The organism is Castellaniella sp., assembly GCF_049650445.1.
Lineage (GTDB): Bacteria > Pseudomonadota > Gammaproteobacteria > Burkholderiales > Burkholderiaceae_B > Castellaniella.
This window is the reverse complement of the sequence record NZ_JBASAD010000035.1, coordinates 118,227-142,748: the sequence shown is the minus strand read 5'-3', so window position 1 is coordinate 142,748 and position 24,522 is coordinate 118,227. Positions and strand designations below refer to the sequence as shown.

The 24,522-nt window shown below is 65.7% G+C and carries 31 protein-coding genes; 18 read left to right on the top strand and 13 right to left on the bottom strand.

The features are described 5' to 3' along the window. Positions 1–19 precede the first annotated feature (19 nt). Positions 20–988, bottom strand: a complete 969-nt coding sequence (locus WA983_RS12550) for an isoaspartyl peptidase/L-asparaginase family protein (protein WP_424249867.1) — start codon at positions 986–988, stop codon at positions 20–22. Then, positions 981–1,874 (bottom strand): MurR/RpiR family transcriptional regulator, encoded by an 894-nt coding sequence (locus WA983_RS12545; RefSeq protein ID WP_424249856.1) that lies wholly within the window; start codon positions 1,872–1,874, stop codon positions 981–983. The genes WA983_RS12550 and WA983_RS12545 overlap by 8 nt, the downstream gene beginning before the upstream one ends. A gap of 228 nt (positions 1,875–2,102) precedes the next feature. Here WA983_RS12545 and WA983_RS12540 point away from each other — a divergent pair, with 228 nt between their 5' ends. Genes WA983_RS12540 through WA983_RS12520 form a run of 5 tightly spaced genes read left to right on the top strand, consistent with a single transcriptional unit; the run spans position 2,103 to position 5,122 of the window. After that, complete coding sequence (locus WA983_RS12540) at positions 2,103–2,384, top strand: prevent-host-death protein (protein ID WP_424249858.1); 282 nt, start codon at positions 2,103–2,105, stop codon at positions 2,382–2,384. Then, positions 2,384–2,554 carry a CcdB family protein gene (locus WA983_RS12535; RefSeq protein WP_424249860.1) on the top strand — a complete coding sequence of 57 codons (171 nt, stop codon included), beginning with the start codon at positions 2,384–2,386 and terminating at the stop codon, positions 2,552–2,554. Before WA983_RS12540 ends, WA983_RS12535 begins: the two co-directional genes overlap by 1 nt. A 15-nt stretch (positions 2,555–2,569) precedes the next feature. Beyond that, a complete protein-coding gene (gene dapF / locus WA983_RS12530; RefSeq protein ID WP_424249862.1) occupies positions 2,570–3,442 on the top strand; it encodes a diaminopimelate epimerase in 873 nt (290 codons plus the stop codon). A 17-nt stretch (positions 3,443–3,459) separates the two neighbouring features. Beyond that, positions 3,460–4,140, top strand: a complete 681-nt coding sequence (locus tag WA983_RS12525) for a DUF484 family protein (RefSeq protein WP_424312120.1) — start codon at positions 3,460–3,462, stop codon at positions 4,138–4,140. A gap of 4 nt (positions 4,141–4,144) precedes the next feature. Then, entirely contained in the window at positions 4,145–5,122 is a 978-nt protein-coding gene (locus WA983_RS12520) for a tyrosine recombinase XerC (RefSeq protein WP_424312119.1), read from the top strand. Between the two features lie 2 nt (positions 5,123–5,124). Here WA983_RS12520 and WA983_RS12515 read toward each other — a convergent pair whose 3' ends face one another. From WA983_RS12515 to WA983_RS12500, 4 genes are all read right to left on the bottom strand, one after another. Next, positions 5,125–6,093: a metal ABC transporter solute-binding protein, Zn/Mn family gene (locus WA983_RS12515; RefSeq protein WP_424312128.1), complete on the bottom strand. Its 969-nt coding sequence runs from the start codon at positions 6,091–6,093 to the stop codon at positions 5,125–5,127. Positions 6,094–6,179: 86 nt separating this feature from the next. Then, on the bottom strand, positions 6,180–7,082 hold the full coding sequence (locus WA983_RS12510) for a metal ABC transporter permease (RefSeq protein WP_424312118.1): 903 nt from the start codon (positions 7,080–7,082) through the stop codon (positions 6,180–6,182). Continuing rightward, entirely contained in the window at positions 7,082–7,822 is a 741-nt protein-coding gene (locus WA983_RS12505; protein ID WP_424312117.1) for a metal ABC transporter ATP-binding protein, read from the bottom strand. The genes WA983_RS12510 and WA983_RS12505 overlap by 1 nt, the downstream gene beginning before the upstream one ends. Continuing rightward, positions 7,813–7,956: a hypothetical protein gene (locus WA983_RS12500; RefSeq protein WP_424250976.1), complete on the bottom strand. Its 144-nt coding sequence runs from the start codon at positions 7,954–7,956 to the stop codon at positions 7,813–7,815. The genes WA983_RS12505 and WA983_RS12500 overlap by 10 nt, the downstream gene beginning before the upstream one ends. Positions 7,957–8,017: 61 nt before the next feature. Here WA983_RS12500 and WA983_RS12495 point away from each other — a divergent pair, with 61 nt between their 5' ends. The 6 genes from WA983_RS12495 to hslU all read left to right on the top strand — a co-directional run bounded on the left by WA983_RS12495 (position 8,018) and on the right by hslU (position 12,527). After that, positions 8,018–8,485, top strand: coding sequence for a Fur family transcriptional regulator (locus WA983_RS12495; RefSeq protein ID WP_424250978.1), 468 nt, complete (start codon positions 8,018–8,020; stop codon positions 8,483–8,485). 120 nt (positions 8,486–8,605) lie between these two features. Then, positions 8,606–8,776 carry a hypothetical protein gene (locus WA983_RS12490; protein ID WP_424250980.1) on the top strand — a complete coding sequence of 57 codons (171 nt, stop codon included), beginning with the start codon at positions 8,606–8,608 and terminating at the stop codon, positions 8,774–8,776. Between the two features lie 151 nt (positions 8,777–8,927). Continuing rightward, positions 8,928–10,037: a CobW family GTP-binding protein gene (locus tag WA983_RS12485; RefSeq protein ID WP_424250982.1), complete on the top strand. Its 1,110-nt coding sequence runs from the start codon at positions 8,928–8,930 to the stop codon at positions 10,035–10,037. 76 nt (positions 10,038–10,113) lie between these two features. Beyond that, a complete protein-coding gene (dksA, locus tag WA983_RS12480; protein ID WP_424250985.1) occupies positions 10,114–10,554 on the top strand; it encodes an RNA polymerase-binding protein DksA in 441 nt (146 codons plus the stop codon). Positions 10,555–10,649: 95 nt separating this feature from the next. Further along, positions 10,650–11,183: an ATP-dependent protease subunit HslV gene (gene hslV, locus WA983_RS12475; protein ID WP_424250987.1), complete on the top strand. Its 534-nt coding sequence runs from the start codon at positions 10,650–10,652 to the stop codon at positions 11,181–11,183. A gap of 27 nt (positions 11,184–11,210) precedes the next feature. Next, positions 11,211–12,527, top strand: a complete 1,317-nt coding sequence (gene hslU, locus WA983_RS12470) for an ATP-dependent protease ATPase subunit HslU (RefSeq protein WP_424251063.1) — start codon at positions 11,211–11,213, stop codon at positions 12,525–12,527. A gap of 31 nt (positions 12,528–12,558) precedes the next feature. On the opposite strand, the gene WA983_RS12465 is transcribed toward hslU, so the two are convergent. Beyond that, a complete protein-coding gene (locus WA983_RS12465; RefSeq protein WP_424312116.1) occupies positions 12,559–12,924 on the bottom strand; it encodes a copper-binding protein in 366 nt (121 codons plus the stop codon). A gap of 152 nt (positions 12,925–13,076) precedes the next feature. Between WA983_RS12465 and WA983_RS12460 the strand changes: the two genes are divergently transcribed. Further along, the gene (locus WA983_RS12460) at positions 13,077–13,511 is read left to right on the top strand and encodes an N-acetyltransferase family protein (RefSeq protein WP_424312127.1); all 435 of its coding nucleotides are present in this window, start codon (positions 13,077–13,079) and stop codon (positions 13,509–13,511) included. Positions 13,512–13,547: 36 nt separating this feature from the next. Then, positions 13,548–14,099 carry a cob(I)yrinic acid a,c-diamide adenosyltransferase gene (locus tag WA983_RS12455; protein ID WP_424312115.1) on the top strand — a complete coding sequence of 184 codons (552 nt, stop codon included), beginning with the start codon at positions 13,548–13,550 and terminating at the stop codon, positions 14,097–14,099. On the opposite strand, the gene WA983_RS12450 is transcribed toward WA983_RS12455, so the two are convergent. After that, a complete protein-coding gene (locus WA983_RS12450; RefSeq protein ID WP_424312114.1) occupies positions 14,090–14,617 on the bottom strand; it encodes a carboxymuconolactone decarboxylase family protein in 528 nt (175 codons plus the stop codon). The two genes, WA983_RS12455 and WA983_RS12450, sit on opposite strands and share 10 nt — an antisense overlap. A 69-nt stretch (positions 14,618–14,686) precedes the next feature. Further along, positions 14,687–16,012, bottom strand: a complete 1,326-nt coding sequence (locus tag WA983_RS12445; RefSeq protein ID WP_424250995.1) for an aspartate aminotransferase family protein — start codon at positions 16,010–16,012, stop codon at positions 14,687–14,689. Positions 16,013–16,098: 86 nt separating this feature from the next. Here WA983_RS12445 and WA983_RS12440 point away from each other — a divergent pair, with 86 nt between their 5' ends. From WA983_RS12440 to WA983_RS12425, 4 genes are all read left to right on the top strand, one after another. Beyond that, a complete protein-coding gene (locus WA983_RS12440) occupies positions 16,099–16,962 on the top strand; it encodes a MurR/RpiR family transcriptional regulator (protein ID WP_424250997.1) in 864 nt (287 codons plus the stop codon). After that, positions 16,959–17,993: a C45 family autoproteolytic acyltransferase/hydolase gene (locus WA983_RS12435; RefSeq protein WP_424251000.1), complete on the top strand. Its 1,035-nt coding sequence runs from the start codon at positions 16,959–16,961 to the stop codon at positions 17,991–17,993. Before WA983_RS12440 ends, WA983_RS12435 begins: the two co-directional genes overlap by 4 nt. A gap of 119 nt (positions 17,994–18,112) precedes the next feature. Next, entirely contained in the window at positions 18,113–18,499 is a 387-nt protein-coding gene (gene sicP, locus WA983_RS12430; RefSeq protein WP_424251002.1) for a chaperone SicP, read from the top strand. Between the two features lie 42 nt (positions 18,500–18,541). Further along, a complete protein-coding gene (locus WA983_RS12425; protein ID WP_424251004.1) occupies positions 18,542–19,888 on the top strand; it encodes a type III secretion system effector BopA family protein in 1,347 nt (448 codons plus the stop codon). A gap of 110 nt (positions 19,889–19,998) precedes the next feature. On the opposite strand, the gene WA983_RS12420 is transcribed toward WA983_RS12425, so the two are convergent. The 4 genes from WA983_RS12420 to WA983_RS12405 all read right to left on the bottom strand — a co-directional run bounded on the left by WA983_RS12420 (position 19,999) and on the right by WA983_RS12405 (position 23,449). Then, positions 19,999–20,316: a c-type cytochrome gene (locus WA983_RS12420; protein ID WP_424251006.1), complete on the bottom strand. Its 318-nt coding sequence runs from the start codon at positions 20,314–20,316 to the stop codon at positions 19,999–20,001. A gap of 59 nt (positions 20,317–20,375) precedes the next feature. Beyond that, entirely contained in the window at positions 20,376–21,458 is a 1,083-nt protein-coding gene (gene nirK, locus WA983_RS12415; protein WP_424251008.1) for a copper-containing nitrite reductase, read from the bottom strand. A gap of 203 nt (positions 21,459–21,661) precedes the next feature. Next, entirely contained in the window at positions 21,662–22,486 is an 825-nt protein-coding gene (locus WA983_RS12410; protein ID WP_424251010.1) for a formylglycine-generating enzyme family protein, read from the bottom strand. A gap of 66 nt (positions 22,487–22,552) precedes the next feature. Continuing rightward, positions 22,553–23,449 carry a LysR family transcriptional regulator gene (locus WA983_RS12405; RefSeq protein ID WP_424251012.1) on the bottom strand — a complete coding sequence of 299 codons (897 nt, stop codon included), beginning with the start codon at positions 23,447–23,449 and terminating at the stop codon, positions 22,553–22,555. Positions 23,450–23,669: 220 nt separating this feature from the next. On the opposite strand from WA983_RS12405, the gene WA983_RS12400 reads away from it, so the two are divergent. Beyond that, positions 23,670–24,518, top strand: a complete 849-nt coding sequence (locus tag WA983_RS12400) for an EamA family transporter (protein ID WP_424251014.1) — start codon at positions 23,670–23,672, stop codon at positions 24,516–24,518. The last annotated feature ends 4 nt before the right edge of the window (positions 24,519–24,522 follow it).

The following is a 24,522-nucleotide window of genomic DNA, read 5'->3' as shown; positions in this document are numbered from 1 at the left end:
GAAACGGGCTCGGAGGTGATCAACGATAAATACCGACAAAGGCAGGCCGACCCACGACCACACTGCCCCGATACATACCTTCAGTATTGAAGGGCATGACGACGTTGCCGGACCGATCCACGGCGATCAAGCCGCCGGCGCCGTCCAATGGCGGCAGTTTGTGGAACACCATGCGATCGGCTGCCTGACTTAACGACATGCCGGCGTACTCCATCATGGCCGACACGTCATGAGCGGCCTGCGCCCGGATGAACGCCTCGCCCTTGCCGGTCGTCGACACGGCGCAGGTCGCGTTGCGGGCGTAGCAGCCCGACCCGATCACCGGGCTGTCACCGACGCGCCCCGGCCATTTGTTGGTCAGTCCGCCAGTGGAGGTGGCCGCAGCCAGGTTGCCGCAGCCATCCAAGGCCACGGCCCCCACTGTTCCCATCTTCCGGGATTCATCCAGGGGCGCGCGGGCCGTCATGACATCGCGGTGCCCATCATGATCCAGCACGATGGTTTCCACTCCGCTTTCCTGCGCTAGGCGCAATTGATCGCGCCGTGCTGGCGTAGAGAAAAAGGACGGCTCCACCCGTTCCAGCCCCGCATCGCAGGCAAAGGCCTCGGCACCTTCTCCGACCAGAAAGACGTGAGGACTGCGTTCCATGACGGCTCGCGCCGCCAGCACCGGATTGCGAATGACCTTGATGTTGGCGACAGCACCGCAACCCAGCGTACGCCCGTCCATGATGGATGCATCGAGTTCATGTTCGGCGGTACGCGTAAAAACTGAACCATGACCTGCATTGAACAACGGACATTCCTCCAACAGGAGCACAGCTTCTGTCACAGCGTCCAGTGCGGAGCCGCCACCCGCCAGCACCCGCTCGCCGCCCGCCAGGACGGCGCGCAGCGCCTCTTCGTAATCTCGCTGGATCTCGGGCGTGATCTGCGCGCGCGTGATGGCGCCGGCGCCGCCGTGTATGGCGAGAACGGGTTCAATCATGGGGTCTTTTTCCATAGCTGAGCCACGGCATGACGGATTCCGTCAGTTGTGCCGCCGTGAGCAGTGAATGTTTCGATTGGTGGGCGACGGCAACCGACAGGGCCTCAATCAGGCCCAGAACGGCGGTTTCGGAATTGGCCAGCATCTGCCGCCCGCTATGGGCGCACAGGCAGATATGGGCCAGCTCGGCGATGGGTGCGCCCGGACGGTCGGTCAGCGCCAACAGAGTGGCACCAGCATCCCGGGCGACTTTCGCCAACGTGATGGTATCGCCCAGATAGCGAGGAAACGAAATGGCAATCACCAGATCGCCGGTCCGGATACGCGAGAGTTCCCGGGCAGTATGGGACACGCCGCCGGGGCCGGCCAGAGATTCGACCATCTCGCAATGCAGGCTCAGGCCGCGCTGCAGCAAGCCGGCCAGAAACCCGCTGGACCCAAACCCGATGATGAACACTCGTCGGGCGTCCAGCACCGCCTTCACGGCGCGCTCGCATTGCTCCGCGCTGAGACCCAGGCGTGTGGCTTCGGCGTTGCGCTGATCCTCGTAGAGCGACGCTGCAAAAATGTCGGCAGCGCTGGCGGCCTTGCCGCGCTCCAGGCGCAACCGTTCGATGGGCTCCAACGCCTCTTCGAACCCCCGGGCCAGCTCGGCCCGGAATTGCGCATAGCTGGGCAGCCCCAGCGCGCGGGCAAACCGATTAGCCGTCGCCACCGACACCTGCGCACTTTGCGCGAATTCATCGATCGACATGGTGGCGACCTTGAACGGGTGCGCCAGCACAAAATCGGCCAGGCGCCGCTGCGCGACGCTGAACGACGGGACCCTGTCGGCAATACGACTGGCGATCGTCGGTGATGATGCGGAGGTGGGATCGGGGTTCACAGCGGGCTCGTGGATTCGGCCGCCGCGTGTTGGGCTGCCGTCTTCTTCAAAAAGAAAAATAATTTACATCAAAACAAGATTGATGAAAAAAAACTTTCATCCACGTAAACCCTAACGTCCTGTTTAATTAAATGGAAAAATAGCGCAGTCTCTTGAGCGAAAGTGGCGACGAGAACATTCCGGACAGCCAAAATCGCTAAACAACCCCTGAATCCCCTGGAACCCGTCATGCCCGTCACCACGACCGAAGCGAAGAACCGATTCGGCCACGTCTGCGCCCAGGCAAAAACGGCGCCCGTGATCGTGGAAAAAGACGGCCGCCCCGATTCCGTCATCGTGTTCTACGCCGATGACCTGGCACTGACCACCGCCGCACCTACCAGGACGTTGGCACAACGACGCAAGGCCTTCAACGAAGCCCACCAGGAATGGCTGGCCGAGCAGAATCGTGACTTCGAGCAGAACAGCCTGTGGTGCGACCGTCTGGTGGTCTGGCAAGGGCAGGGCTGATGTCGCAAGGACTATGCCCCATCGTCGAAATCGACCACGAACCACTGGCCCTGATGCCGCATCTGGCCGCCCCCCTGGACAAACGCCTGCTACGCCAACCGATCTTGTCGATCGCCCATCGCGCGCACGAGGTCAGGGCCGCACTGGACGCCGTGACGTCAGGTATTTGAGCGGATAATGTCCCGATGATCTGGAACTTCACCAAAATGCACGGCGCGGGCAACGACTTCGTGGTCCTGGACGGCGTGCGCCAGTCCATCGAACTGACGCCTGTCCGCGCGCGGGCGCTGGCCGACCGGCATTTCGGCGTCGGTGCCGACCAGATTCTGCTGGTCGAAAACCCGCTGCACCCGGACGCGGACTTCCGCTACCGGATCTTCAACGCCGACGGCGGCGAAGTCGAACATTGCGGCAACGGCGCGCGCTGCTTCGTGCGCTTCGTGCACGAACAGGGCCTGTCGCGGCGCAACCCGCTGCGCGCCGAAATTTCCACCGGGCTGATCGTGCTGCACGAGGCCGATGACGGCCAGGTCGGCGTCGACATGGGCCGCACCGCCTTCACGCCCGAATCCGTCGCCTTCGATCCGGCCGGCCTGGACACCCGGGGCTGCGGCGAAGACACCCTGTACCGGCTGGACCTCCCGCCCGAGGCGGGCGAGGTCTGGTGCTCGCTGGTGGCGATCTCCAACCCCCACGCCGTGGTCCAGGTGGACGACGTGGACACGCACCCGGTCGCCCGTCTGGGGCCGGTCATCGAATCCCATCTCCGCTTTGCCCAGCGCGTCAACGCCGGTTTCATGCAGGTGCTCGACCGCCACCACATCCGGCTGCGGGTCCACGAGCGCGGCGCCGGCGAGACCCTGGCCTGCGGCACCGGCGCCTGCGCCGCCGCCGTGGCTGGTATCCGGCGCGGCCTGCTGGACAGTCCGGTGCGGGTGGACACGCGTGGCGGCATCCTGCGGATCGACTGGGACGGCCAGGTCCTGCGCATGCAGGGTCCGGCGACCACGGTTTTTCATGGTCAAATCGACATCGACGCCCTGACCGCGACCCTCTGACTCACGGAAAAGCCCATATGACGCAGGATGCCTTCACCGCCCAGGACGTGGCGGATTATCTCAGCCAAAACCCCGATTTCTTCGAGGCGCACGCCGATGTATTCGCTTCGATGAACGTGCCCCACCCTCACCAGGCGCGCGCGATCTCGCTGGGGGAACGGCAGATTCTGACGCTGCGCGCGCGCGTCAAGGAACACGAACACCGGCTGATGCAGCTGCTGCACAATGCCGGCGGCAACGAACGCATCAACCAGTCGCTCATGCAGTGGTGCGCGCGCATGCTGGCCGAACCCGACGCCGAGCGCATCCCGGCCCACATCATCCGCAGCCTGTCGGATCAGTTCGACCTCAGCGCCATCGCGCTGCGGGTCTGGGATCTGCCGTCGCTGGCGGACAGCGAGTTCGCTCAGGACATCGACGCCGACATCCGCGCCTATGCCGACACGCTGGAGCAGCCTTACTGCGGCCCGCGCAAGGATCAGGAGCCCGCCCGCTGGCTGGCGTCCGAACCCGCTTCGCTGGCGATCCTGCCCCTGCGCACGCTGAACGGCGCGACGCCGGTCGGCCTGCTGGTCCTGGGCTCGGACGATATCGGCCGCTTCACCCCGGACATGGGCACGGCCTTTCTGTCGCTGATCGCCTCGCTGGCGGGGGCTGCCCTGGGACGGCTGGCCCGCCCGGCGCCCGACGCGGCCTGAGGCCATGGCCGCGACTGCGGCGCCCTCCGCGCCGGACGACGCGCTCACGGAAGCCTGGCTGTCCGAACTTGGCGCGCAACAGCGCTATTCCGCTCACACGATCGCCGCCTACCGCCGCGATCTGCGGGCGCTGCGGCAGTGTTTTCCCGGCCAGCCGCTGGACGCCCTGGACGAGGCGAGGATTCGCCAGGCCCTGGGGCGGCTGCACGCCTCCGGGCTACAACCCCGCAGCCTGGCGCGCGCGCTGGCCGCATGGCGCAGCTACTACGAATGGCGCGCGCCCGCCGCCGGCCTGACGCGCAACCCTGCCCACGGGGTGCGCGCGCCCCGCATCCCGCACAGCCTGCCCAAAGCCCTGTCCGTGGATCAGGCCCAGGCCCTGCTGGACCGCAGCCAGTTGCCGCCCGCCGAAACTCCGGTCGAACGGCGCGACATGGCGATGTTCGAGATCCTGTATTCCGGCGGCCTGCGGCTGTCCGAACTGATCGGCCTGGACTGGCAGCCGGTACGCGCGCCCGGCCACGTCTCGCATAGCTGGATTCTGGCCGGCGAAGGCGAGGCCGTCGTTCGGGGCAAGGGTGGCAAGACCCGCATCGTGCCGCTGGGCCGCCAGGCCCTGACCGCCCTGCACGCCTGGCTGGAGGTCCGTGACGGGATGCTGACCCCCAAGTCCGACGAAGACGCCCGGGCCGCGCTGTTCCTGGGCGAACGCGGCCAGCGCATCAGCCCGCGCGTGGTGCAACTGCGTTTACAAGCGCTGGCGCAACGCGTCGGCCTGCCGTTGCACGTGCATCCGCACAGCCTGCGGCACAGTTTCGCCAGCCACCTGCTGCAATCCGCCCAGGACCTGCGCGCCGTCCAGGAACTGCTGGGGCACGCCAATATCTCCACGACCCAGATCTACACCCGGCTGGATTTCCAGCACCTGGCCGCCAGCTACGATCAGGCGCATCCGCGGGCGAAGCGCAAGACGGAAAATTGACCCTACGGCGCCTGAAACGCCTGCAGCAACTGCTGCGTATTCCAGTGGAACATGCCCAGATAGGTCGAGGCCTCGTGCCCCGGCAGGTCCAGCGTGTCGGCATAGAGCGCGCCGCCCGGCTTCACACCGGTTTCGGCCGCAATCTGCTGCAAAGCGCGCGCGTTGCCACCCTGCTCCAGAAACAGCGCACGGATGTGGTGCGCACGGATGCGCGTCACCAGGTCCGCCATCGCGCGCGCGGACGGTTCCGCCTCGCTGGACAGACCGACCACCGACAGGACTTCGATTCCATAGGCGGCGCCGAAATAGCCGAAGGCGTCGTGCGAGGTCGCCAACACGCGCCGGTCGGCTGGGATGGCGGCCAGTCGTTGACGCCAGTCGGCATCGGCCTGCTGCAACGCCCGGACATAAGCCTCGGCCCGCGCCTCGTAGGCAGCCGCGTGGACGGGGTCGGCTTCGGCCAGCCCGCGCGCGATGTTGCGCGCGTAGATCACGCCATTGGCCAGATCCTGCCAGGCATGGGGATCGACGCCGCCGTGATCGTGGCCATGTCCCGCATGCGCATGGTCGTGGTCGTGGTCCGCACTGCCGTGACCATGCGCCTCGTCCTCGTCGTCCAGGCGCCGGGGCTGCACGCCCCGCGAAGCCTCGATCGTGCGCCCCTTGAAACCGGCCGCTTCGACCAGGCGCGGCATCCAGGACTCGAAGCCCAGGCCGTTGACCACCAGCACTCGGGCACGACCCAGGGCGCGCGCGTCCTTGGGCGTCGGCTCGAAAGTATGGGCGTCGCGCATCGGCCCGACCAGGACGTCCAGGCGAATGTCGTCTCCGCCCACCTCGCGCACGATGTCGCCCAGGATCGAGAACGAGGCCACCACGGGCAAGCGGCCGTCCTCGGACGCGCCGGCAGCCTGAGCGGCTGACGGTGCGATGCCCACCACCACACACAGCGCCAGCACGGTCCCCGCCAGCCACGCAACGAGCGCGCCCGGCCCTCGCCGCACACGACCCTGTATCACCCAGCGTGGGCAGAGGGCAAGCAATCGGTACTCTTTCATCAATAACCTTCCTTCATGGATTGCAGCAGCCGGGCGCGGCGCGCCCGCGATTCGCGCAGAGCCAGCAGGACGCCGCCGTGCGGCCCGAACGCGACCGAAATGAAATGAAGCACGCCCGCCGCCAGAATGATGGCCGGCGAGGCGGGTACGTCGGCGTGATAGGACACCAGCAGGCCTGCGTAGGATGCCAGGGCGCCCAGCGCGGCAGCCAGCACCATCTGGGCGCCCACCGGCCGCGCCCAGAACCGGGCGGCTGTCGCAGGCAGCATCATGATGCCCACCACCATCAAGGTCCCCAGCACCTGGAAGCCAGCCACCAGGTTCAGCACCAGCAGCAGCAGGAAACCGATATGCGCCCAGGCTCCCGCCCGCCCCTCGGCGCGCAGAAAACCGGGGTCCAGGCACTCCATGGCCAGCACACGCAACAGCGCGGCCAGCGCCAGCAGCGTCACGCTGCTGACCACCGTGACCAGAATCAGGGCCGCGTCGCTCAGCCCCAGCACCGTGCCGAACAACACGTGGATCAGATCCATATTGGTGCCTTTCAGGGACACCAGCAGCACCCCCAGACCCAGGGACACCAGATAGAAGGCCGCAAAGCTTGCATCCTCACGCAGCGGCGTCATGCGCGACACCAGACCGGCCAGCACCGCCACCGCGACGCCGGTCACCAGCCCGCCCACCGTCATGGCCGTCATGGACAGCCCCGCCGTCAGAAAACCGACCGCCACGCCCGGCAGAATGGCGTGCGCCATGGCATCGCCCATCAGGCTGAGACGGCGCAGCACCAGGAACACCCCCAGAGGCCCGGCGGCAAAGGCCAGCGCCAGGGCGCCCGCCAGCGCGCGGCGCATGAAGCCGAATTCGATGAAGGGCTGCGCCAGCAGATTCCACAAGTCCATCAGACGGTCTCCCCGGCGCACAGGTGGCGGGCCAGGTGCAGATTGGAGGCGCACAACACCTGACCGCTGTCACCCCAGCCCACGACTTGCCCCCCCAGCAGCAAGGTCTGCGGAAAATAGGCGCGCACCATATCCAGATCATGCAGCACGGCGATCAGGGTACGCCCCTCGCCATGCCACTGATGCAGCAGGGCCAGCAGATCCTCGGTCGTGGCCTGGTCCACGGCGGCGAAGGGTTCGTCCAGCAGGATCACCCGCGCGTCGCGCAGCATCAGCCGCGCGAACAACGCGCGCTGCCGCTGGCCGCCCGACAAGGTATTCACGGGCTGACGGCCAAAGCCGGCCAGCCCCACGGTGCGCAGCGCGGCTTCGACAGCGTCGCGGTCCGTATCGTCCAAGCCGCGCCAGGCGCCCAGCCGATGCCAGGCTCCCATGGCCACCAGATCGAAGGTGCTGATGGGGAAATCGAGGTCCAGTTCAGCCGACTGCGGCAGACAGGCCAGATCGTCTGCAAGGGCCGGATCGATCCGGATGCGCCCCCGCACCGGGCTCAGGCGACCCGATATGGCCTTGACCAGCGTGGATTTCCCGGCCCCGTTCGGCCCCACCACCGCCGTCAACGAGCCCTGGGGAAACACGCCGCTGGCATCGCGCACCGCGATCCGGTCGCGCCAGCCCAGCCAGACCTGCTGCAATTCGATGGCGGGCGGCGCCTCACCGGGCGCCGGATTCACCACCATTGCAGCGCCCATCCGGTCAGCAGCCACAGGAATGCCACGGCCAGCGCGGTGCGGCGCATGCGCTGGCCGGCCGACATCAGCAGGGAAGAGCCGCGATAGCGGCCCGGTCTGGAGAACAGGGAAGAGAGAGACATGATGATCCGTGGTCGGCGTCCGGGGGACGCCCAGGGTTTGTTATGTTATAACATAACTATCATGAATACGAAGGCCCATTCCCACGCTCATACCGAGATTGCCGCACGTCTGGACACGGCCGAACGGCTCTGCGCCCAGCGCGGCTCGCGGTTGACGCCCCTGCGGCGTTTGGTGCTGGAAACGCTGCTGCGCCATCACGGCAGTCTCAAGGCCTACGAACTGCTCGACGCCCTGCGAGCCGCCCAACCCGGCGCCGCGCCCCCCACGGTCTACCGCGCACTGGACTTCCTGACGGAACAGGGCCTGATCCACCGGCTGGACGCCGTCAACGCCTGGAGCGCCTGCACCGACGCGGGCGGCCAGCCCCACGACGTGCTGATCGTCTGCACCCGCTGCGGCAATGTGGCCGAACTCAGCGACCCCGATCTGGGCCGCCGTCTGGCCGCATGCGTCGCTCAGGCCGGCTACGCCCTGAACGGCCAGGAGACCGAACTGCGCGCGCTCTGTCCCCGCTGCCAACAAGGCTGAAACGCCGGCCGATTGCTTTACATCAACGGCGCGGACACTATAGTCCAGGGAAAACAGCAAGAACGCGACGGAGACGGCCCGGGCAAGGCCGCGAACCTCCCTGTACAGGGAGCCCCCCACATGGCACTGGATACGAACAGCCTGACGCGCCTGTCCCTGCACGAAGCCGCTCTGGAGCGACACGTCGGCCTGGCCACAGTACGCAGCCAACTGGCCAGTCTGTTGCGCAAGACCGGCACGACCCGCCAGGGTCAGCTGATCGCGCTGCTGGCTCGGGCAAGCGTTGCGTAACATCCCCACCCAGTGCAGTCTGAAGGCCGAGTTTGCCCTAAACCCGGGCCTATGATGTAATCGCATGCTGATCGCCGCCCCCGCTACCGGGACGGTCACTTCTTCCCGGCATCCGGCTCGACGAGGACGGCGTATCGCACTCGAGGCCATCATGAACACTGCTCCATCCGCCGATTCCCTGATTCCCGTCACCGTGCTCACCGGTTTTCTGGGAGCAGGCAAGACTACGCTGCTGCGCCGCATCCTGACGGAATTCCACGGCCAGCGCATCGCCGTCATCGAAAACGAATTCGGCGAGGAGAACATCGACAACGACCTGCTGGTCCAGGACAGTGACGAACAGGTCATTGAACTGAGCAACGGCTGCGTCTGCTGCACGGTGCGCGGCGACCTGATCCGGACCCTGAGCGACCTCGCCGCCCGGCGCGCCGCCGGCGGCGTGCGCTTCGACCGCGTGATCATCGAGACCACCGGCATGGCCAACCCCGGCCCGGTCTGCCAGACCTTCTTCATGGACGACGACATCGCCGCCACCTATCGGCTGGACGCAGTCATCACCGTGGTGGACGCCAAGCACGGCATGGCCACCCTGGACCGCCAGGAAGAAGCCCAACGCCAGGTCGGTTTCGCAGACCGCATCCTGGTCTCGAAAAAAGACCTGGTGAACGAGGCCGATTACCAGGCCCTGCGCGCCCGTCTGGTGCGGATCAATCCGCGCGCCTCCATCCTGCCCGCGCACTTCGGCGAAACCGATCTGCACGCCCTGCTGGACGTCAGCGGCTTCGACCTGGACGCCATCCTGGACATCGACCCGGAATTCCTCGCCGAGGAAGCCGAACACGATCATCACGGCCACGACCACCATGGACACGGCCATCATGATCACCACGATCACGACGACGAGGACGGCCACCACGCCTGCGGTCCCGACTGCGGCCACGATCATCACCACGCCCATCACGACGACGAGATCGGCGCCTTCGTCTTCCGCTCCAAGCGCCCCTTCGACCCGGAGCGCCTGGAAGACTTCCTCAGCGGCATCGTCCAGGTCTATGGCCCCGACCTGCTGCGTTACAAAGGCATCCTGTACATCAAAGGCATCAACCGCCGCATGCTGTTCCAGGGCGTCCACATGATGTTCGGTGCCGAACCCGGCAAACCCTGGCCTGCCAGTGAAAAACCGAATACCCGCATGGTCTTCATCGGCCGTAAACTGCCTCAGGACATCTTCACCCAGGGGCTCGAACAATGCCTGGCCTGAACTCCGCAGCACTGCCGCCCCTCCGGACCTTCCGGGCACGGCAGACAGGACCCGGTACATAAAAAGAGGACACGACATGGCTACCAAATCCAGCACCAAGCCGCAGGGCAAGCCGCTCACGGAAAAAGAGCTGCTGGCGATGCCTGAAAAGGACTACATGAACGACGCCCAGCTGGCGTTCTTCCGCGAACGCCTGCATCAGCTCGAACACGAAATCCTGACCAACGCGGGCGCCACGACCGAAAACCTGCGTGAAACCCAGTACGTGCCCGACCCGGCCGACCGCGCCACGATCGAGGAAGAACACGCGCTCGAACTGCGCACCCGCGACCGCGAACGCAAGCTCCTGAAAAAGGTTCAGCAGTCCATCTCCCGCATCGACGCCGGCGAATACGGCTGGTGCGAGGAAACCGGCGAACCCATCGGCATCGCCCGTCTGCTGGCCCGCCCCACGGCCACCCTGTCGCTCGAGGCGCAGGAACGCCGCGAAATGCGCCAGAAACTCTACGGGGATTGAATTCCGGCGCCTGGCACGTCCGGGCATCCGAATGCCGGCGGCTTGAATTTTCCCCTGGCCGCCCCCATGTGGTCTTCTCCACCCGAGAGGACCGCATGGAACAATTTCACGCCACCACCATCGTCTGCGTCCGGCGCGGCGAAGAAGTCGCCCTGGGCGGCGACGGCCAGGTCACACTGGGCAACATCGTCATCAAGGGCACGGCCCGCAAGATCCGCCGGCTCTATCACGACAAGGTCCTGGCCGGCTTCGCCGGCGCCACGGCCGACGCCTTCACCCTGCAGGAACGCTTCGAGGCCAAGCTGGAAAAGCACCAGGGCCACCTGATGCGCGCCGCCGTCGAACTGACGCGCGACTGGCGCACCGACCGCGTGCTGCGCCGCCTGGAGGCCATGCTGATCGTGGCGGACCGCGAACACACCCTGATCCTGACCGGCAACGGCGACGTGCTGGAACCTGAGCACGGCATCGCCGCCATCGGTTCGGGCGGTGCCTATGCCCAGGCGGCGGCGCGCGCGCTGCTGGACGCGACCGACCTGTCACCCGCCGAGGTCGCAAAGAAATCCCTGGAAATCGCCGGGGATCTCTGCATCTACACAAACCAGAACCACATCGTCGAAACGCTCTAGGCCATCCCCATGTCTGACGCCACCCCCATGACCCCCAAGGAAATCGTCTCGGAACTGGACAAGCACATTGTCGGCCAGGACAAGGCCAAGCGTTCGGTCGCCGTGGCGCTGCGCAACCGCTGGCGCCGCCAGCAGGTGCCCGAGCCCCTGCGCCACGAGATCGTCCCTAAAAACATCCTGATGATCGGCCCCACCGGCGTGGGCAAGACCGAGATCGCCCGCCGCCTGGCCCGCCTGGCCAATGCCCCCTTCATCAAGATCGAGGCCACCAAGTTCACCGAGGTCGGCTACGTGGGCCGCGACGTGGACACCATCGTGCGCGATCTGGTCGAGGTCGCCATCAAGCAGACGCGCGAGACCGAGACGCGCCGCGTGCGCACCCAGGCCGAAGATGCCGCCGAAGACCGCATCCTGGACGCCCTGCTGCCGCCACCGCGCAACGCCCATGGCGAACCCGAGCGCGAGGAAAACAACACCCGCCAGATCTTCCGCAAGCGCCTGCGCGAGGGCAAGCTGGACGACACGCAGATCGACATCGAGGTCGCCCAGACGACGCCCCAGATGGAGATCATGGCGCCGCCGGGCATGGAGGAAATGACCGAGCAGTTGCGCGGCATGTTCGCCGGCCTGTCCCAGGGCAAGACCAAGTCGCGCAAGCTGTCCGTCAAGGAAGCCTTCCGCCTGCTGGTCGAGGAAGAAGCCGCGCGCCGCATCAACGAGGAAGAACTGCGCACCCACGCCGTGACGCTGGCCGAACAGCACGGCATCGTCTTCCTGGACGAGATCGACAAGATCGCCGCGCGCCAGGAACAAGGCGGCGCCGACGTCTCGCGCCAGGGCGTGCAGCGCGACCTGCTGCCGCTGGTCGAGGGCACCACCGTCAACACCAAATACGGCATGGTGCGCACCGACCACATCCTGTTCATCGCCTCCGGCGCCTTCCACCTGTCCCGGCCATCGGACCTGATCCCGGAACTGCAGGGCCGTTTCCCGATCCGGGTGGAACTGGATTCCCTGTCGGCCGAGGACTTCGTGCGCATCCTGAGCGAGACCGACGCCTCGCTGACCAAGCAGTACCGCGCACTGCTGGCCACGGAAGACGTCACCCTGGAATTCACCGAGGACGGGGTGCGACGCCTGGCCGAACTGGCCTTCGAGGTCAACGAGCGCACGGAAAACATCGGCGCCCGGCGCCTGTACACGGTGATGGAAAAGCTGCTGGAGGATCTGTCCTTCGAAGCGGCCAGCCCGGGCGCGGAAACCGTGGTGATCGACGCCGCCTACGTGAACGACAAACTGTCCGAAGCCGCCGGCAGCCAGGATCTGGCGCGCTACGTGCTGTAACGAAGTCGGAGGCCCCGCACGGGCCTCCCTCCTAGTTCTTCTTCAGCTCGACGATCCGGTACTGGCCTGCGGCCCGTTCGGCCGTGAAGTTGACCCGGTCACCCACCGCGATCCCCGACAGCAGCGCGGGATCCGCGTGGTAGACCAGGGTCATGGCCGGCAGGTCGAGCTTGCCGATGGCACCATGGCGGATGGCGATCTTGCCGTCGGCCGCCTTCACCCGCACGACTTCGCCGCTGGCGCTGGCCTGAACGGGCGCCGCCTGTGCGGCGGCGGACGGGCTCCAGATGCTGGCCGCCACGAGCACCCACGCGCCTGCCGGCACCGCCGGGGCGCCGGCCACGACCAAGGCACTGAAAGCCGCCACCAACCGGGGGCGCAGCGCATGAAAACGCATGGGCTAAACTCCTTTTTCCCCGGGAATGTTCCGAATGTTCCCCCAGGACATCCCCAGCATACCGCGAAACAGAGAACCTCTTGCCTACCCCCGTCCCCGGCTACGACCTGCGGCCCGCCACCGCATCCGACATCCCCGCCATCCACGCCCTGATGCGCGAAATGGCGGAATTCGAGAAACTGACCGACATTTTCGAGGCTACCCACGACAGCCTGAACCACAGCTTCTTCGGCCCGGAGCCGGCCGCGCGCTGCCTGGTCATCACGACGGTCGAGGACCCGGCCACGGCGATCGCCTACATCATGTGGTTCCACAACTACTCCAGCTTCCTGGACCGGCGTGGCCTGTACCTGGAGGACGTGTACATCACCCCCGCCCACCGGGGGCGCGGCCTGGGCGGCTGGGTGCTCAAGCACCTGGCGGCGCTGGCCGTGGAACTGGGCTGCGGCCGCTTCGAATGGGTCGTGCTGGACTGGAACGAGAACGCCATCGAGTTCTACAGGCACCACGGCGGCGAAATCCTGGACGACTGGCGTGTGGTGCGCGTCACCGGCGACGCGCTGCGACAGCTTGCCGGGCAGGACTGACCCCGCCTTTCATCCACACCCACACCGGGAGCCCCCATGTCGATCCGCGTCTCCATCGTATCCACCCGCACCGGCGATGACGGCACCACCGGCCTGGGCGACAAGACCCGCGTCCCCAAGGACGCCCCGCGCATCGCCGCGCTGGGCGACGTGGACGAGCTGAACAGCGCGATCGGCCTGTGGCGGACGGAAGCCTTGCCCGCCACAGTGGACGCCCTGCTGGGCCGCATCCAGCACGATCTGTTCGACCTGGGCGGCGAGCTCTGCATCCCGGACTGGACGGCGCTGAAGGACGAGCACGTGCTGCGGCTGGACGAAGCCCTGGCGCACTACAACACCGAACTGGGCCCGCTGCGGGAATTCATCCTGCCCGGCGGCTCGCGCGCCGCCGCCCACGCCCACATGGCCCGCACCATCGCCCGCCGGGCGGAACGGTCCGTGGTGACGCTCTCGCGCCAGGAAACCGTGAACCCGCCCGTCCTGCATTACCTGAACCGCCTGTCCGACCTGTGTTTCGTGCTGGCGCGGTATTTGAACCGGGCAGCGGGGGAGCCGGACACACTGTGGGAGCGGGACGATCAGCGCTGATCGTCCGAATGCACCTGCAGCGCCTCCAGAAAGCGCGACACCATGTTGTAGGCCGCGATGGTGGCCGTCAGTTCCACCAGTTCCCGGTCCGCGAAATGCGCTCGCACGGACTGGAACACGGCGTCGGGCACCTGGACGGAGCGCGTCATCACATCCGCGTACGCCAGCACGGCACATTCACGCGCATCGAACAGATCCGCCGGGATGGCGTCCAGCACCAGGGCGTCGAGCTGGTCCTGGCGCAGCCCCTCGCGCAAGGCAATGGGCGCGTGCTGGTCCGCCTCGTAGGGCGCGCGATTCAAGTATGCGATACGCATGATGACCAGTTCGCGGGTCGCGCCGTCCAGACTGCAATGATGGCGGATGGCGGTCAGATAGGTCAGCCAGCCTTCGGCGGCCGGGGGGCTGTGCAGCAGCATCTGGTACAGATGCAGCACGCTGCCGCGCTCGGCGGCGATACGATCCGCCAACGCGGCCGCCGGCCCCTGGCTCAGGTCGGCGTAGTCGATTCGGGCCATGGAAATCTCCGTGATGCTCCCCGACCCGCGGGCCGGAGGAAATAAACATGAAAAGGTCGCGTACCGCGCTCAAGCAGGCAGAACCTGACGCACCGTACGATCCAGCCGTGCGACGATCTCGTCGATGTCCGCCGCCGTGCAGATGAAAGGCGGCGCCAGCAGCACGTGATCCCCGTGGACGCCATCGATGGTGCCACCCATGGGGTACATCATCAGGCCATTTTCCATGGCCTGGCGCTTCAGGCGCGCATGCGTCTTCAGGGCCGGGTCCAGCACCGACTTGTCAGACCGGTCACGCACGAACTCGACGCCCACGAACAGGCCGCGTCCGCGCACGTCGCCGATATTGGGATGATCGGCAAAGACCTCGCGCAGGCGCGCCCGCAATTGTTCGCCGCGCGCCAGGACGTTGGCGAGCAGGCCGTCGCGTTCGATCACCCGCTGCACCGCCAGGGCAGCGGCGCAGGCCGTGGCGTGGCCCATATACGTGTGGCCGTGCTGGAAGAAGCCGCTGCCGCCCACGATGGTGTCGTAGATGCGGCGGCTGGCCAGCATGGCGCCGATCGGCTGATAGCCCGCCCCCAGCCCCTTGGCGATGGCCAGGATGTCCGGGGCAACGCCATCCTCGGCGCAGGCGTACAGGTGGCCGGTGCGCCCCATGCCGGACATGACCTCGTCCAGGATCAGCAGCACGCCATGCCGGTCGCAGACCTCGCGGATGCGTCGCAGATAGGTCCGCACCGGTGCCAGTGCGCCGGCCGTGGCGCCGACCACGGTTTCCGCCACGAAGGCGGCCACCCGCTGCGGACCGATTTCCAGGATTTTTTGTTCCAGTTCGTCGGCCAGACGGGCGGCGTACTGCTCCTCGGTCTCGCCGGGCCGCTGGTCGCGGTAGGCGTAACAGGGCGAGACGTGATGCGCAGGAGCCAGCATCGGCAGAAAAGGCTCGCGCCGCCAGGCATTGCCGCCGATGGCCAGCGCGCCCAGCGTGTTGCCGTGGTAGCTTTGGCGGCGCGCGATGAACTGGCTGCGCTGCGTTTCTCCGCGCTCGACGAAATACTGACGGGCCAGCTTCAAGGCCGCCTCGACCGCCTCGGACCCGCCGGACACGAAATACACATGGTCCAGATCGCCCGGTGCCCGGCTGACCAGGAAATCCGCCAGGTCTTCGCACACCTGAGTGGTGAAGAAGGACGAATGGGCATACGCCACCTGATCCAGTTGCGCCTTGATGGCGGCGATCACGTCCGGGTGGCCATGTCCCAGACAGGACACCGCCGCCCCGCCCGACGCGTCCAGATATTGGCGCCCTTCCTGATCGAACAGGAAAATTCCCTGGCCGCGCACGGCCTGCTTCAGCGTATGCTGGGGATTGCGATGAAATACATGAGTCATGGCAGTTTCTCAACGAATGTTTCATGTATCATAGATCACGCAACAAATAAATCAAATCATTGGGTATTCTTTTTTAATGAAACGTCATGTCGGCACCACAGTCTCTGGATGAACTCACCCGTCATATCCAGGCCCGGTATCCGGACCTCAGTCCCCAATTCCAGGCAGGCGCCCGCTACCTGATCGACCACCCGACCCAGGTCTCGACCCTGTCGGCACGCAAACTGGCGGCGCTGGCCGGGGTGCAGCCGGCCACGCTGGTGCGGCTGGCCCAGCACCTGGGCTACGCGGGCTGGGACGCCCTGAAGGCCGTCTTCACCCAGGAACTGCACTACCCCGGCGCCTACTCGGCGCGCGCCCGATCCCTGGTCAACCGCCCCGAATCCGCCCAGGCCGCCTGGCAGGCCACCGCCCACCAGCAGATCCTCAATCTGAAAGCGCTGGAATCCGCCAACCAGGAGGCCCTGACGCAAGCAGTGACCCTGCTGGCGGACGCCCGGCGCATCATGATCGCCGGCTTCCGGTCCTGCCATCCGGCGGCTTTCAGCCTGCGCTATCTGTGCAGCCTGTTTCGCCCCGACGCGCATCTCTTGCATGACACCAGCGGCACCATGAGCCTGGATGCGTACCATCTGCAGCCCGAGGACACGGCCGTGCTGATCGGCTACGCCCCCTACTCGCGCGAGATGACCGAACTGGCCGAGGCGATCCGCCCCCAGGGCTGTCGCGTGCTGGCTCTGTGCGACAGCCGGCTTGCGCCGATGGCGCTGCACGCCGACTGCGTGCTGACCTTCCCCACTCGTGGACACTCGTTCTTCCCGTCCACCGTGACCCTCCAGGCACTGGTGGAAATGCTGGCCCAGCAATTGCTGGTCCATTCCGGCGAGCATGCCCTGGCCGAACTCAACCGGACCGAAGCCCGGCTCCACGCCACAGGCGCTTACCAATGAACGACGCAGCCCCCCTCCATTCTCTTGAACTGCATCGGGTCGAGGCCCACGGCTCTCACCACGAGGTCGGCCGCGCCCTGGGGCGTTGGGGCGCCGAGGCCTGCCACCGCCATCTTGTCCATTCAGATGCCTGGGCGCAGATCATGGCCTGCCGTGACCAAGCGGAAGTCCCGGTCATGCGGGCGCTGCTGCGCCAGGCCTTTCCCTGGATCGAGGCCGAACTGGCCGGACTGGCCGAGGGCCTGGAACTGCCGCCCGACGAGGTCTTCCTGTGGAACTGCCGAGGCGACCTGTGGGCGCTGGCACCCGACGGCTGCACCACCGTGCTGGCGCCGCAGCGCCTGAGCCACAACGAAGACGGCGACCCGGGCTTTGCCGGGGCCTGCGGTCTGGTCGATGCGCAGCCCGACGGCGCACCGGCCTTCGCATCCTTCGTCTATCCGGGCTCGCTGCCCGGCCACACCTTCGCCGTCAATGCAACCGGCCTGGCGATGACGGTCAACAATATCCGCGCCCGCCGGGCCGAAGCAGGCATGCCCCGCATGGTCCTGTGCCGCGCACTGCTGGCTGCGGGATCGGCCAGCGAAGCCGTGTCGATCCTGCAGGCACACCCGCGCATGGGGGCCTTTCACCTGGGCCTGGGACAGGCCGGGGCCGCACAGACCTGGAGCGTGGAATTCAGCCGGACGGCCGTCTCCGTGCGCCCGGTGACCCGGGCGGCGATCCTGCACGCCAACCATGCCGTGCACAGCGCCCAGGAGCACCTGCCGCAGATCATCACCGCCTCGTCGGCGCACCGCCAGACACGCGGCGATGCGCTCCTGGAACAAGGCGTGGAGGCGCGGGCCATCCTGGCCGACACGGGCGACGCCGCCGAGCCGATCCTGCGGCGTTCTCCCGGCGACACCGACCAGGAAAACACCCTGGCCACCGCCGACATCGACCTCAGCAAAAACACCGCCCATTGGGCGGTGTACGCTCCCGGCGCGGCCGAGCCGCATTACCGGTTCGAGGGCCTGCGCCGCCTGTAAACGCGCCGCATTCCGCGCGGTGGCCCGGCCCCGCACGCCAGCCGACGACGGAACCTTGCGCGCCCTCTGGTCACTCATATGCATCGTGCAAGACTCTCACGGCATAAGGAATCAGGGGCATGCAAGAACATGGCGACATATTGTCCAGACTGGGAGACCGGCTGGGGCTGGATCTTTCTTTTGGCGAGACCGGCAAGTGCTGCCTGCTGCTGGACCAGACCTTGATCATCTCGATCGAGAGCAAATCGTCGGGCTGGGTATTTTATGGACTGCTGCAAAGCAGTGCGGGCTGGCAGGAAAAGGATTTCTGGCGGGGTTTGCTGACGCTCAACCTGTCGCTGGCCGAGCAGCAGGCCGGCGCGATCGCCTACGAACCCACATCGGATGCCTTGCTGTATACGCATCGTCTCCCCGCCTCCCAACTCGATGTCGATGACGCTTACGAATTCCTGGGAGAGTTCGCCAATCAACTCGAAAAAGTCAGAGCGAATCTGCTGTCCCAATAAAAGAACCAAAGCATATTTCCCTTCTCTGGGAAAGGAAAAATCATGATCCAATTGGAAAAATTCTCCGATCTGGCCAGCCAGGGCCATAGCATCGCGGTCCGGGACAATGATCAAGGCGTGCCGGTGCTGCAAGCCGCCTCGCAAAGCTTCAAAGGAAGGATCCTGTCGGCGCTCAGCCACGTGCCCATCCTCAGAAACCTGCATGCCGTCGAGGAATACCGCCAGCAGATCAAGACCGACAATGCCCAGGCGCTGGGGCTGTTCCTGTACTCCCTCTCGCAGAAATTCGGCGGCGCGGCCACAGAAATGGCCCTGACGAAGAACAACGTGGACCTGACGGGTGGCACCCCGCTCAAGGGGCGGATCGTAGCGCAGATCATCCATGACGCCAAAGACATGGCAGCCCAGGCTCAATCCACCAAGGGCGCCGAGACCCCGAAAATTTGCGGATTCAGGAACCTCGGGAATACCTGCTACGCCAACTCCACGCTGAAATTCTTGCTGAGCTCCCTGGGTCCGGACCGTCTGCTCAGCCATCTTGAAAACTTCGGCAAGACCACCGCGGATGCCGGCAAGCGTGACGCCGCGGACAAGCTCGCTCACGTCATCAAGGCGTCTTTCGCCATGGACAAGCCGCTTGAAAAAGAACTGCGAGCGCTTTTTTCAAGCCTCCAGAAGCTGGATGTGTTCAATAAGCAAGAGGAAGATGGCCAATTTTCATTCAATATCGTCGGCACGCAGAATGATGCGCAGGAATTCCTGGCGAAATTGACGGAAGCGTTCAATCTATCCGAGATCGAAGGCTGCGCCATGACCTGCAAGGAATCGCTGGCCAATGGAAAGATGCACCGCCCCTTGCCCAGCGAGCCGGCTTATTGCCATGACATCACTGCGACAAACCCGAAGGCCACGCTGCAAGACATCCTGGACGACACCCATCGGTCGGAAACGATCGAATTGAAATGGAACCGCGACGACCCAAAGGCAACGGAGGCCACCAAGGTCAAGCAATGGACTGTTCCAGACCTGTCCACACTCCATCGGTTCAACCTTCATCTCAACACCTTGGAGTACGACCTCGATACATTCCAGTTGCGCAAGGCGACCCTGGCGAAAGCGAATTTCACCGATGAGGTCACACTCAACGTCCTGGACGAAAAAACAGGCAAGCAGTGGATGGTCACCTTCGAGCCGAAAGAGATTGTCATCCAGCAAGGAGGCGCCACCTCCGGCCACTATTACATGTATTCGAAACAGGGCGAAAACGACTGGGAGCGGCACGACGACAGCGCAGTGCACAAGTGCACAGGCATCGGCCCCAAGGAGCAGGCCAAACTGATCGGGTTCGCCATCAAGCAGAAGGTCCTGCTGGAACCCGAGGGGAACTGACGCCCCGAGGACCCGGGCTCAATGCCCGCGCAACAGGACGCCTGAATCCGCAGCCGCGGCCTGCCGACGGATCGGGACGGCTCGCGGACAGGCGTGGCGGGCCATTTGCTTTACTGCACGCGGCTGACCATGTATTCCACGGCAGCGCGCAGTGCGGCGTCGTCGGCCTTGGTGCCGCCGCGCGCGGGCATGGCACCCTTGCCGTGCAGCGCCACGTTCATCATCTCGTCCATGCCCTTGGCGATCAGCGGCGCCCAGGCTTGCTTGTTACCGAGCTTGGGCGCATTGGCAGCCCCCGTGCTGTGACATGCCACGCAGGAACTCTTGTAGAGCTTTTCTCCGGCCTGCAGGGTGGCGGCATCGCTGGCCATCGACAGGGCCGGCAGCAGAGCCAGTGACAGGGCGGCCACACTCACGATCTTGAACATTTGTCTATCTCCGTTATGTCGGGGCGGTCTCCAGGACCGCCCCGGGTACTGATGGCTGACTACTTGATGGCGGTGGGGGCGACGACCTGCTTCATCAGATCGTTGTCCCACTTGCCTTCGACCTTGACGTGACCCGCAGCGCCCAGTTCAAACGCTTCGATCAGGTTGTGGTTGACGTAGGCATAGATGCCAGGCTGCTTGAAGGTGTAGTACGCCACCCCGGCCGTGCCGCCCGGAATGAACCAGGTTTCCAGATTGCGCTCGGGCTTGTTGATGAACTTGCCCGTGGCCCAGACGTAGTCGCCATGGCCGCCGATCAGGTGCGGACGCGTGTCGCGGTTGGCGGACGAGTGGATGAACAGCACCGACTCGCCAACCTTGGCCGTCAAGGCGCCCTCACCGGTCAGCGCACCCTTCTTGCCGTTGAAGACGATGTGCGACGGAATCAGGCCGCGCATGACTTCAGTGGTATCGCCGTAGCTTTCCAGGGCGGTTTCGTAGGACTTGTACTGGCCATTCTCATCCTTGGGGATGTACAGATCGAACTCACCGATCGTGTAGACCTTGTCATAGGTCAGCTTCTTGCCATTGCCGTCGGTCAGGCCTTCGCGCGGCAGCACCATCAGCGTGCCGCTCATGCCGGACACCACGTGCCAGGGCACCATGCCTTCCGGAGCGCAGTGATAGATGAAGGCGCCGGTCCGATCCGCCTTGAAGCGCAGCACGGTCTGCTCGCCCGGCTTGATCTTGGTCAGCGCACCGCCGCCCAGGGCGCCGGTCGAGGCGTGGAAGTCGATGTTGTGTTCCAGCGCGTTCTTGGTCGGGTTGATCAGGGTCAGTTGCACATAGTCGCCTTCGTGCACCACCATGGTCGGGCCAGGCATCGTGCCGTTGAAGGTCATGGCCTGCAGGGTCGCGCCGGTTTCTTCATCGATGACGATCTTCTTTTCTTCGATGGTCATCGTGAATTCGACGACGCGCGGCTTGGCCGTGGTGGCCTGCTCGTGCTTCATCACATTGGGCGGAGCCACCAGCATGGGGCGGATATGCTCGAGCTTGTCGGCGGGATCAGCCAGCGCAACGCCTCCAGCCAACAAAGAAGCCAGCGCGGTGGCGGCCATGCACAGACGGAATACCTTCATGTTCAACTCCCTGATGTGACGTTTCGTCTTTGATGTGTCGTCTCTTGTTCGACAACTCCATCTTGTCATGGCCTGGGTTAACCCTTATTGCGCTGGATCAATCCCATTCAGGCGACATTCAGACTTCGATGAAACCATTGATCTACCGCAAACCCTCACGCGCCTGATGAGGCATTCCCGCCACAGCGGGCCTTGCCGCGTGCTCAGTCTTCGCGCACCAGGCGGAAGCCCAGGTTGGCCGGCGGCAAGCCGATGGAGCAGGCCCCGTTGCGCGGATCGCGGATGAAGTCAGCCATGGCGGCGATGTGAGCGCCTGCCAGGATGCGTACGCCACAGTTCTCGCGCGGCGCCAGCGGCAGCGCGCCCACGCTATGGCTGGCAAAGCAGGTATCGGTCCATTCCCAGATATTGCCGCCCATGTCGCTCACGCCCAGGGTGTTGACACCGAAATGCCCGAAAGGCTGAGCGGGCTTGATCCGGCCCTGGCTGCGGGCAATCTCGCGATCGTATTCAGCCAGCCAGCGAGCGGAGGGATTGTCGGGGTCCGACGGCAGGGCGCCGTCTTCGCGGTAGCGGTCGGCGGCGGCCCGCACCCATTCGGCATAGACAGGCAGCCGCCAGCGCTGACCGGTTTCCTGCGACAGCCACTCGGCATAGGCGGTGGCATCGGCCCAACTGACGCCCACGGCCGGCAGATCGGCGGCATCCAGGTCCCGAAAGCCCTTGTCCAGACGCTTGCAGGCGCCCGCCTGCACGCAGCGGGCGTATTCCGCCTGGCTGACCTGGCGGCGCATGATGGCGCGGCCGTCCTCGACCCGGCCCTGAACGCGGGGCGCGTCCACAGGCCGCCCCTGATCGAGGAATTCGCCAGCCGCCTGATAGGTGAAGGCGCCGCCCGGAATGGCGACGACATCGATCGCGACGGCCTGCGCCGGTGATGCCATCCAGACACCGGTCGACAGCAGGCAGGCGGCGAGTCGCTTCAGGGAAAGTGCCGGGGCGGGACGTACGCCCGAGTTCGTGGTCATGAGAAAGGCTCCGTTGCAGGACCCTTTCATTGGACACGCAAGCGCGACACGGCGCCTTGTCCAGGCTCAAACCATCGTCGTATCAAATGTTTTTGCCAGAAAATCCAGGAACACACGGATTTTGGGCGACAGATGCCGGCGCGAAGGGTAGACGGCGTAGAGCGTGGTGGTGACGGTGCGCCAGTCGTCCAGCACCACCTGGAGCCGCCCCGCCCGCAGGTCCCGCTCGACATAGGGGCGGGGCACCAGGCTCAGGCCGAAGCCCGCCCGCAGCGCATCGCACACGGCCAGACTGGACGACACCGAATATCGGGACTGGACGGTGACCCGTTCGACGCGCGCACCTTTTCTGAACGTCCAGACATCCGCATGCCCCGACAGACTGAAACGCACACATTCATGCGCCTTCAGGGCGGCAGGCGACGAGGGCGCGCCCCGAGCCTGGAGATAGGCCGGCGCGGCGCACAGCACATGCGGCATGTCGGCCAGACGGCGGGCCACCAGGCTGCTGTCTTCAAGCTGGTCACTACCCCGGATCGCCAGATCGAAGCCATCCCGCACGAGATCGACACGCCGGTCATCCAGCCGCAAGTCAAGGCGCAGTTCCGGATAGCGCCGTAGAAAGTCCGGAATGCGGGTGGACAGCCAGGTCATGGTCACGGTCATGGGCGCGCTGACCCGCAGGACGCCTCCGGGGTCGGTGCGCGCCAGGCCCAGGGCCTCGTCCGCCTCGGCCAGCGCGTCCAGGCCCCGCACGACGTGCTCCAGGTAGAGATGACCTTCCTCGGTCAAGGTTTTGCTGCGCGTCGTCCGATGGAACAGCCGTGTCCCGAGATGCGCTTCGAGCTCGGCAATGTTCTTGCTGACCGCCGCCGCCGACAGCCCGAGCCGTCGCCCCGCCTCGGCGAAGCTGTCCCGTTCCGCCGCCTCGCGGAACACGCGCAGGGCAATCTGGCGATCCATGATCTTATTATCAACCAACGGTCAAATATCCATTGATATTTTATGGCATTATCACTTGAGAGCAGATTAAATACACTGGGGCCATCAACCTGAACCCCCCAGAGAACACCATGACGCATCCCGCCATCGCCCTGATCGAACCACGCGCCATCGGCCGTGCCGCACCGGGCAACCGGCCGCAGAAACCCCGCCGGCCGCTGGCCGAAGTCCTGGATCTCGCATGAAGACAAGCCGCGCCGACCTGTGGCTCACGGCCAGCGCACCCGCCATCTGGGGCAGCACCTACATCGTCACCACCGAATGCCTGCCGGGCTTTTCGCCCATGACGGTCGCCCTGCTGCGCGCCCTGCCCGCCGGGCTGCTGCTGCTCCTGATCGTGCGGCGGCTGCCCACCGGCATCTGGTGGCTGCGCAGCCTCGTGCTGAGCGCGCTGAACATCTCGATCTTCCTGAGCCTGCTGTTCGTGGCGGCCTACCGGTTACCTGGCGGCGTCGCCGCCACCGTGAGCGCCATCCAGCCGCTGCTGGTGGCCTTGCTGGCCCCCGCGCTGCTGGGCAGCCCGCTGCGCCCGGCCTCTCTGATCGCCGCTCTGACCGGCCTGGGCGGCGTGGCCCTGCTGGTGCTGACGCCGGACGCGACGCTCGACGGTCTGGGCATCGCAGCGGGCCTGGCCGGCGCGGCTTCGATGGCGCTGGGCAACCTCCTGGCCCGCCGGTGGCAGACATCCGTCCCGATGCTGACGATGACGGCCTGGCAGCTCAGCCTGGGCGGCCTGATGCTGATCCCCCTGGTCCTGGCCTTCGATCCGGCCCCACCCGCGCCCACACCGGTCAACGGACTGGGACTGGCCTGGCTGAGTCTGATCGGTGCCGCGCTGACATATGCCCTCTGGTTCCGGGGCATCGGGCGGCTGAGCCCGGTACTGGTGTCTTCACTGTTGTTTCTCAGCCCGCTGACGGCCGTGCTGCTGGGCTGGCTGTTTCTGGGCCAGGCCCTGACGCCCCCGCAGATCGCAGGTGTGGTCGTGGTCGCCGGCAGCCTCTGGCTGAGCACCCGGCAGCCCAGATGAACCA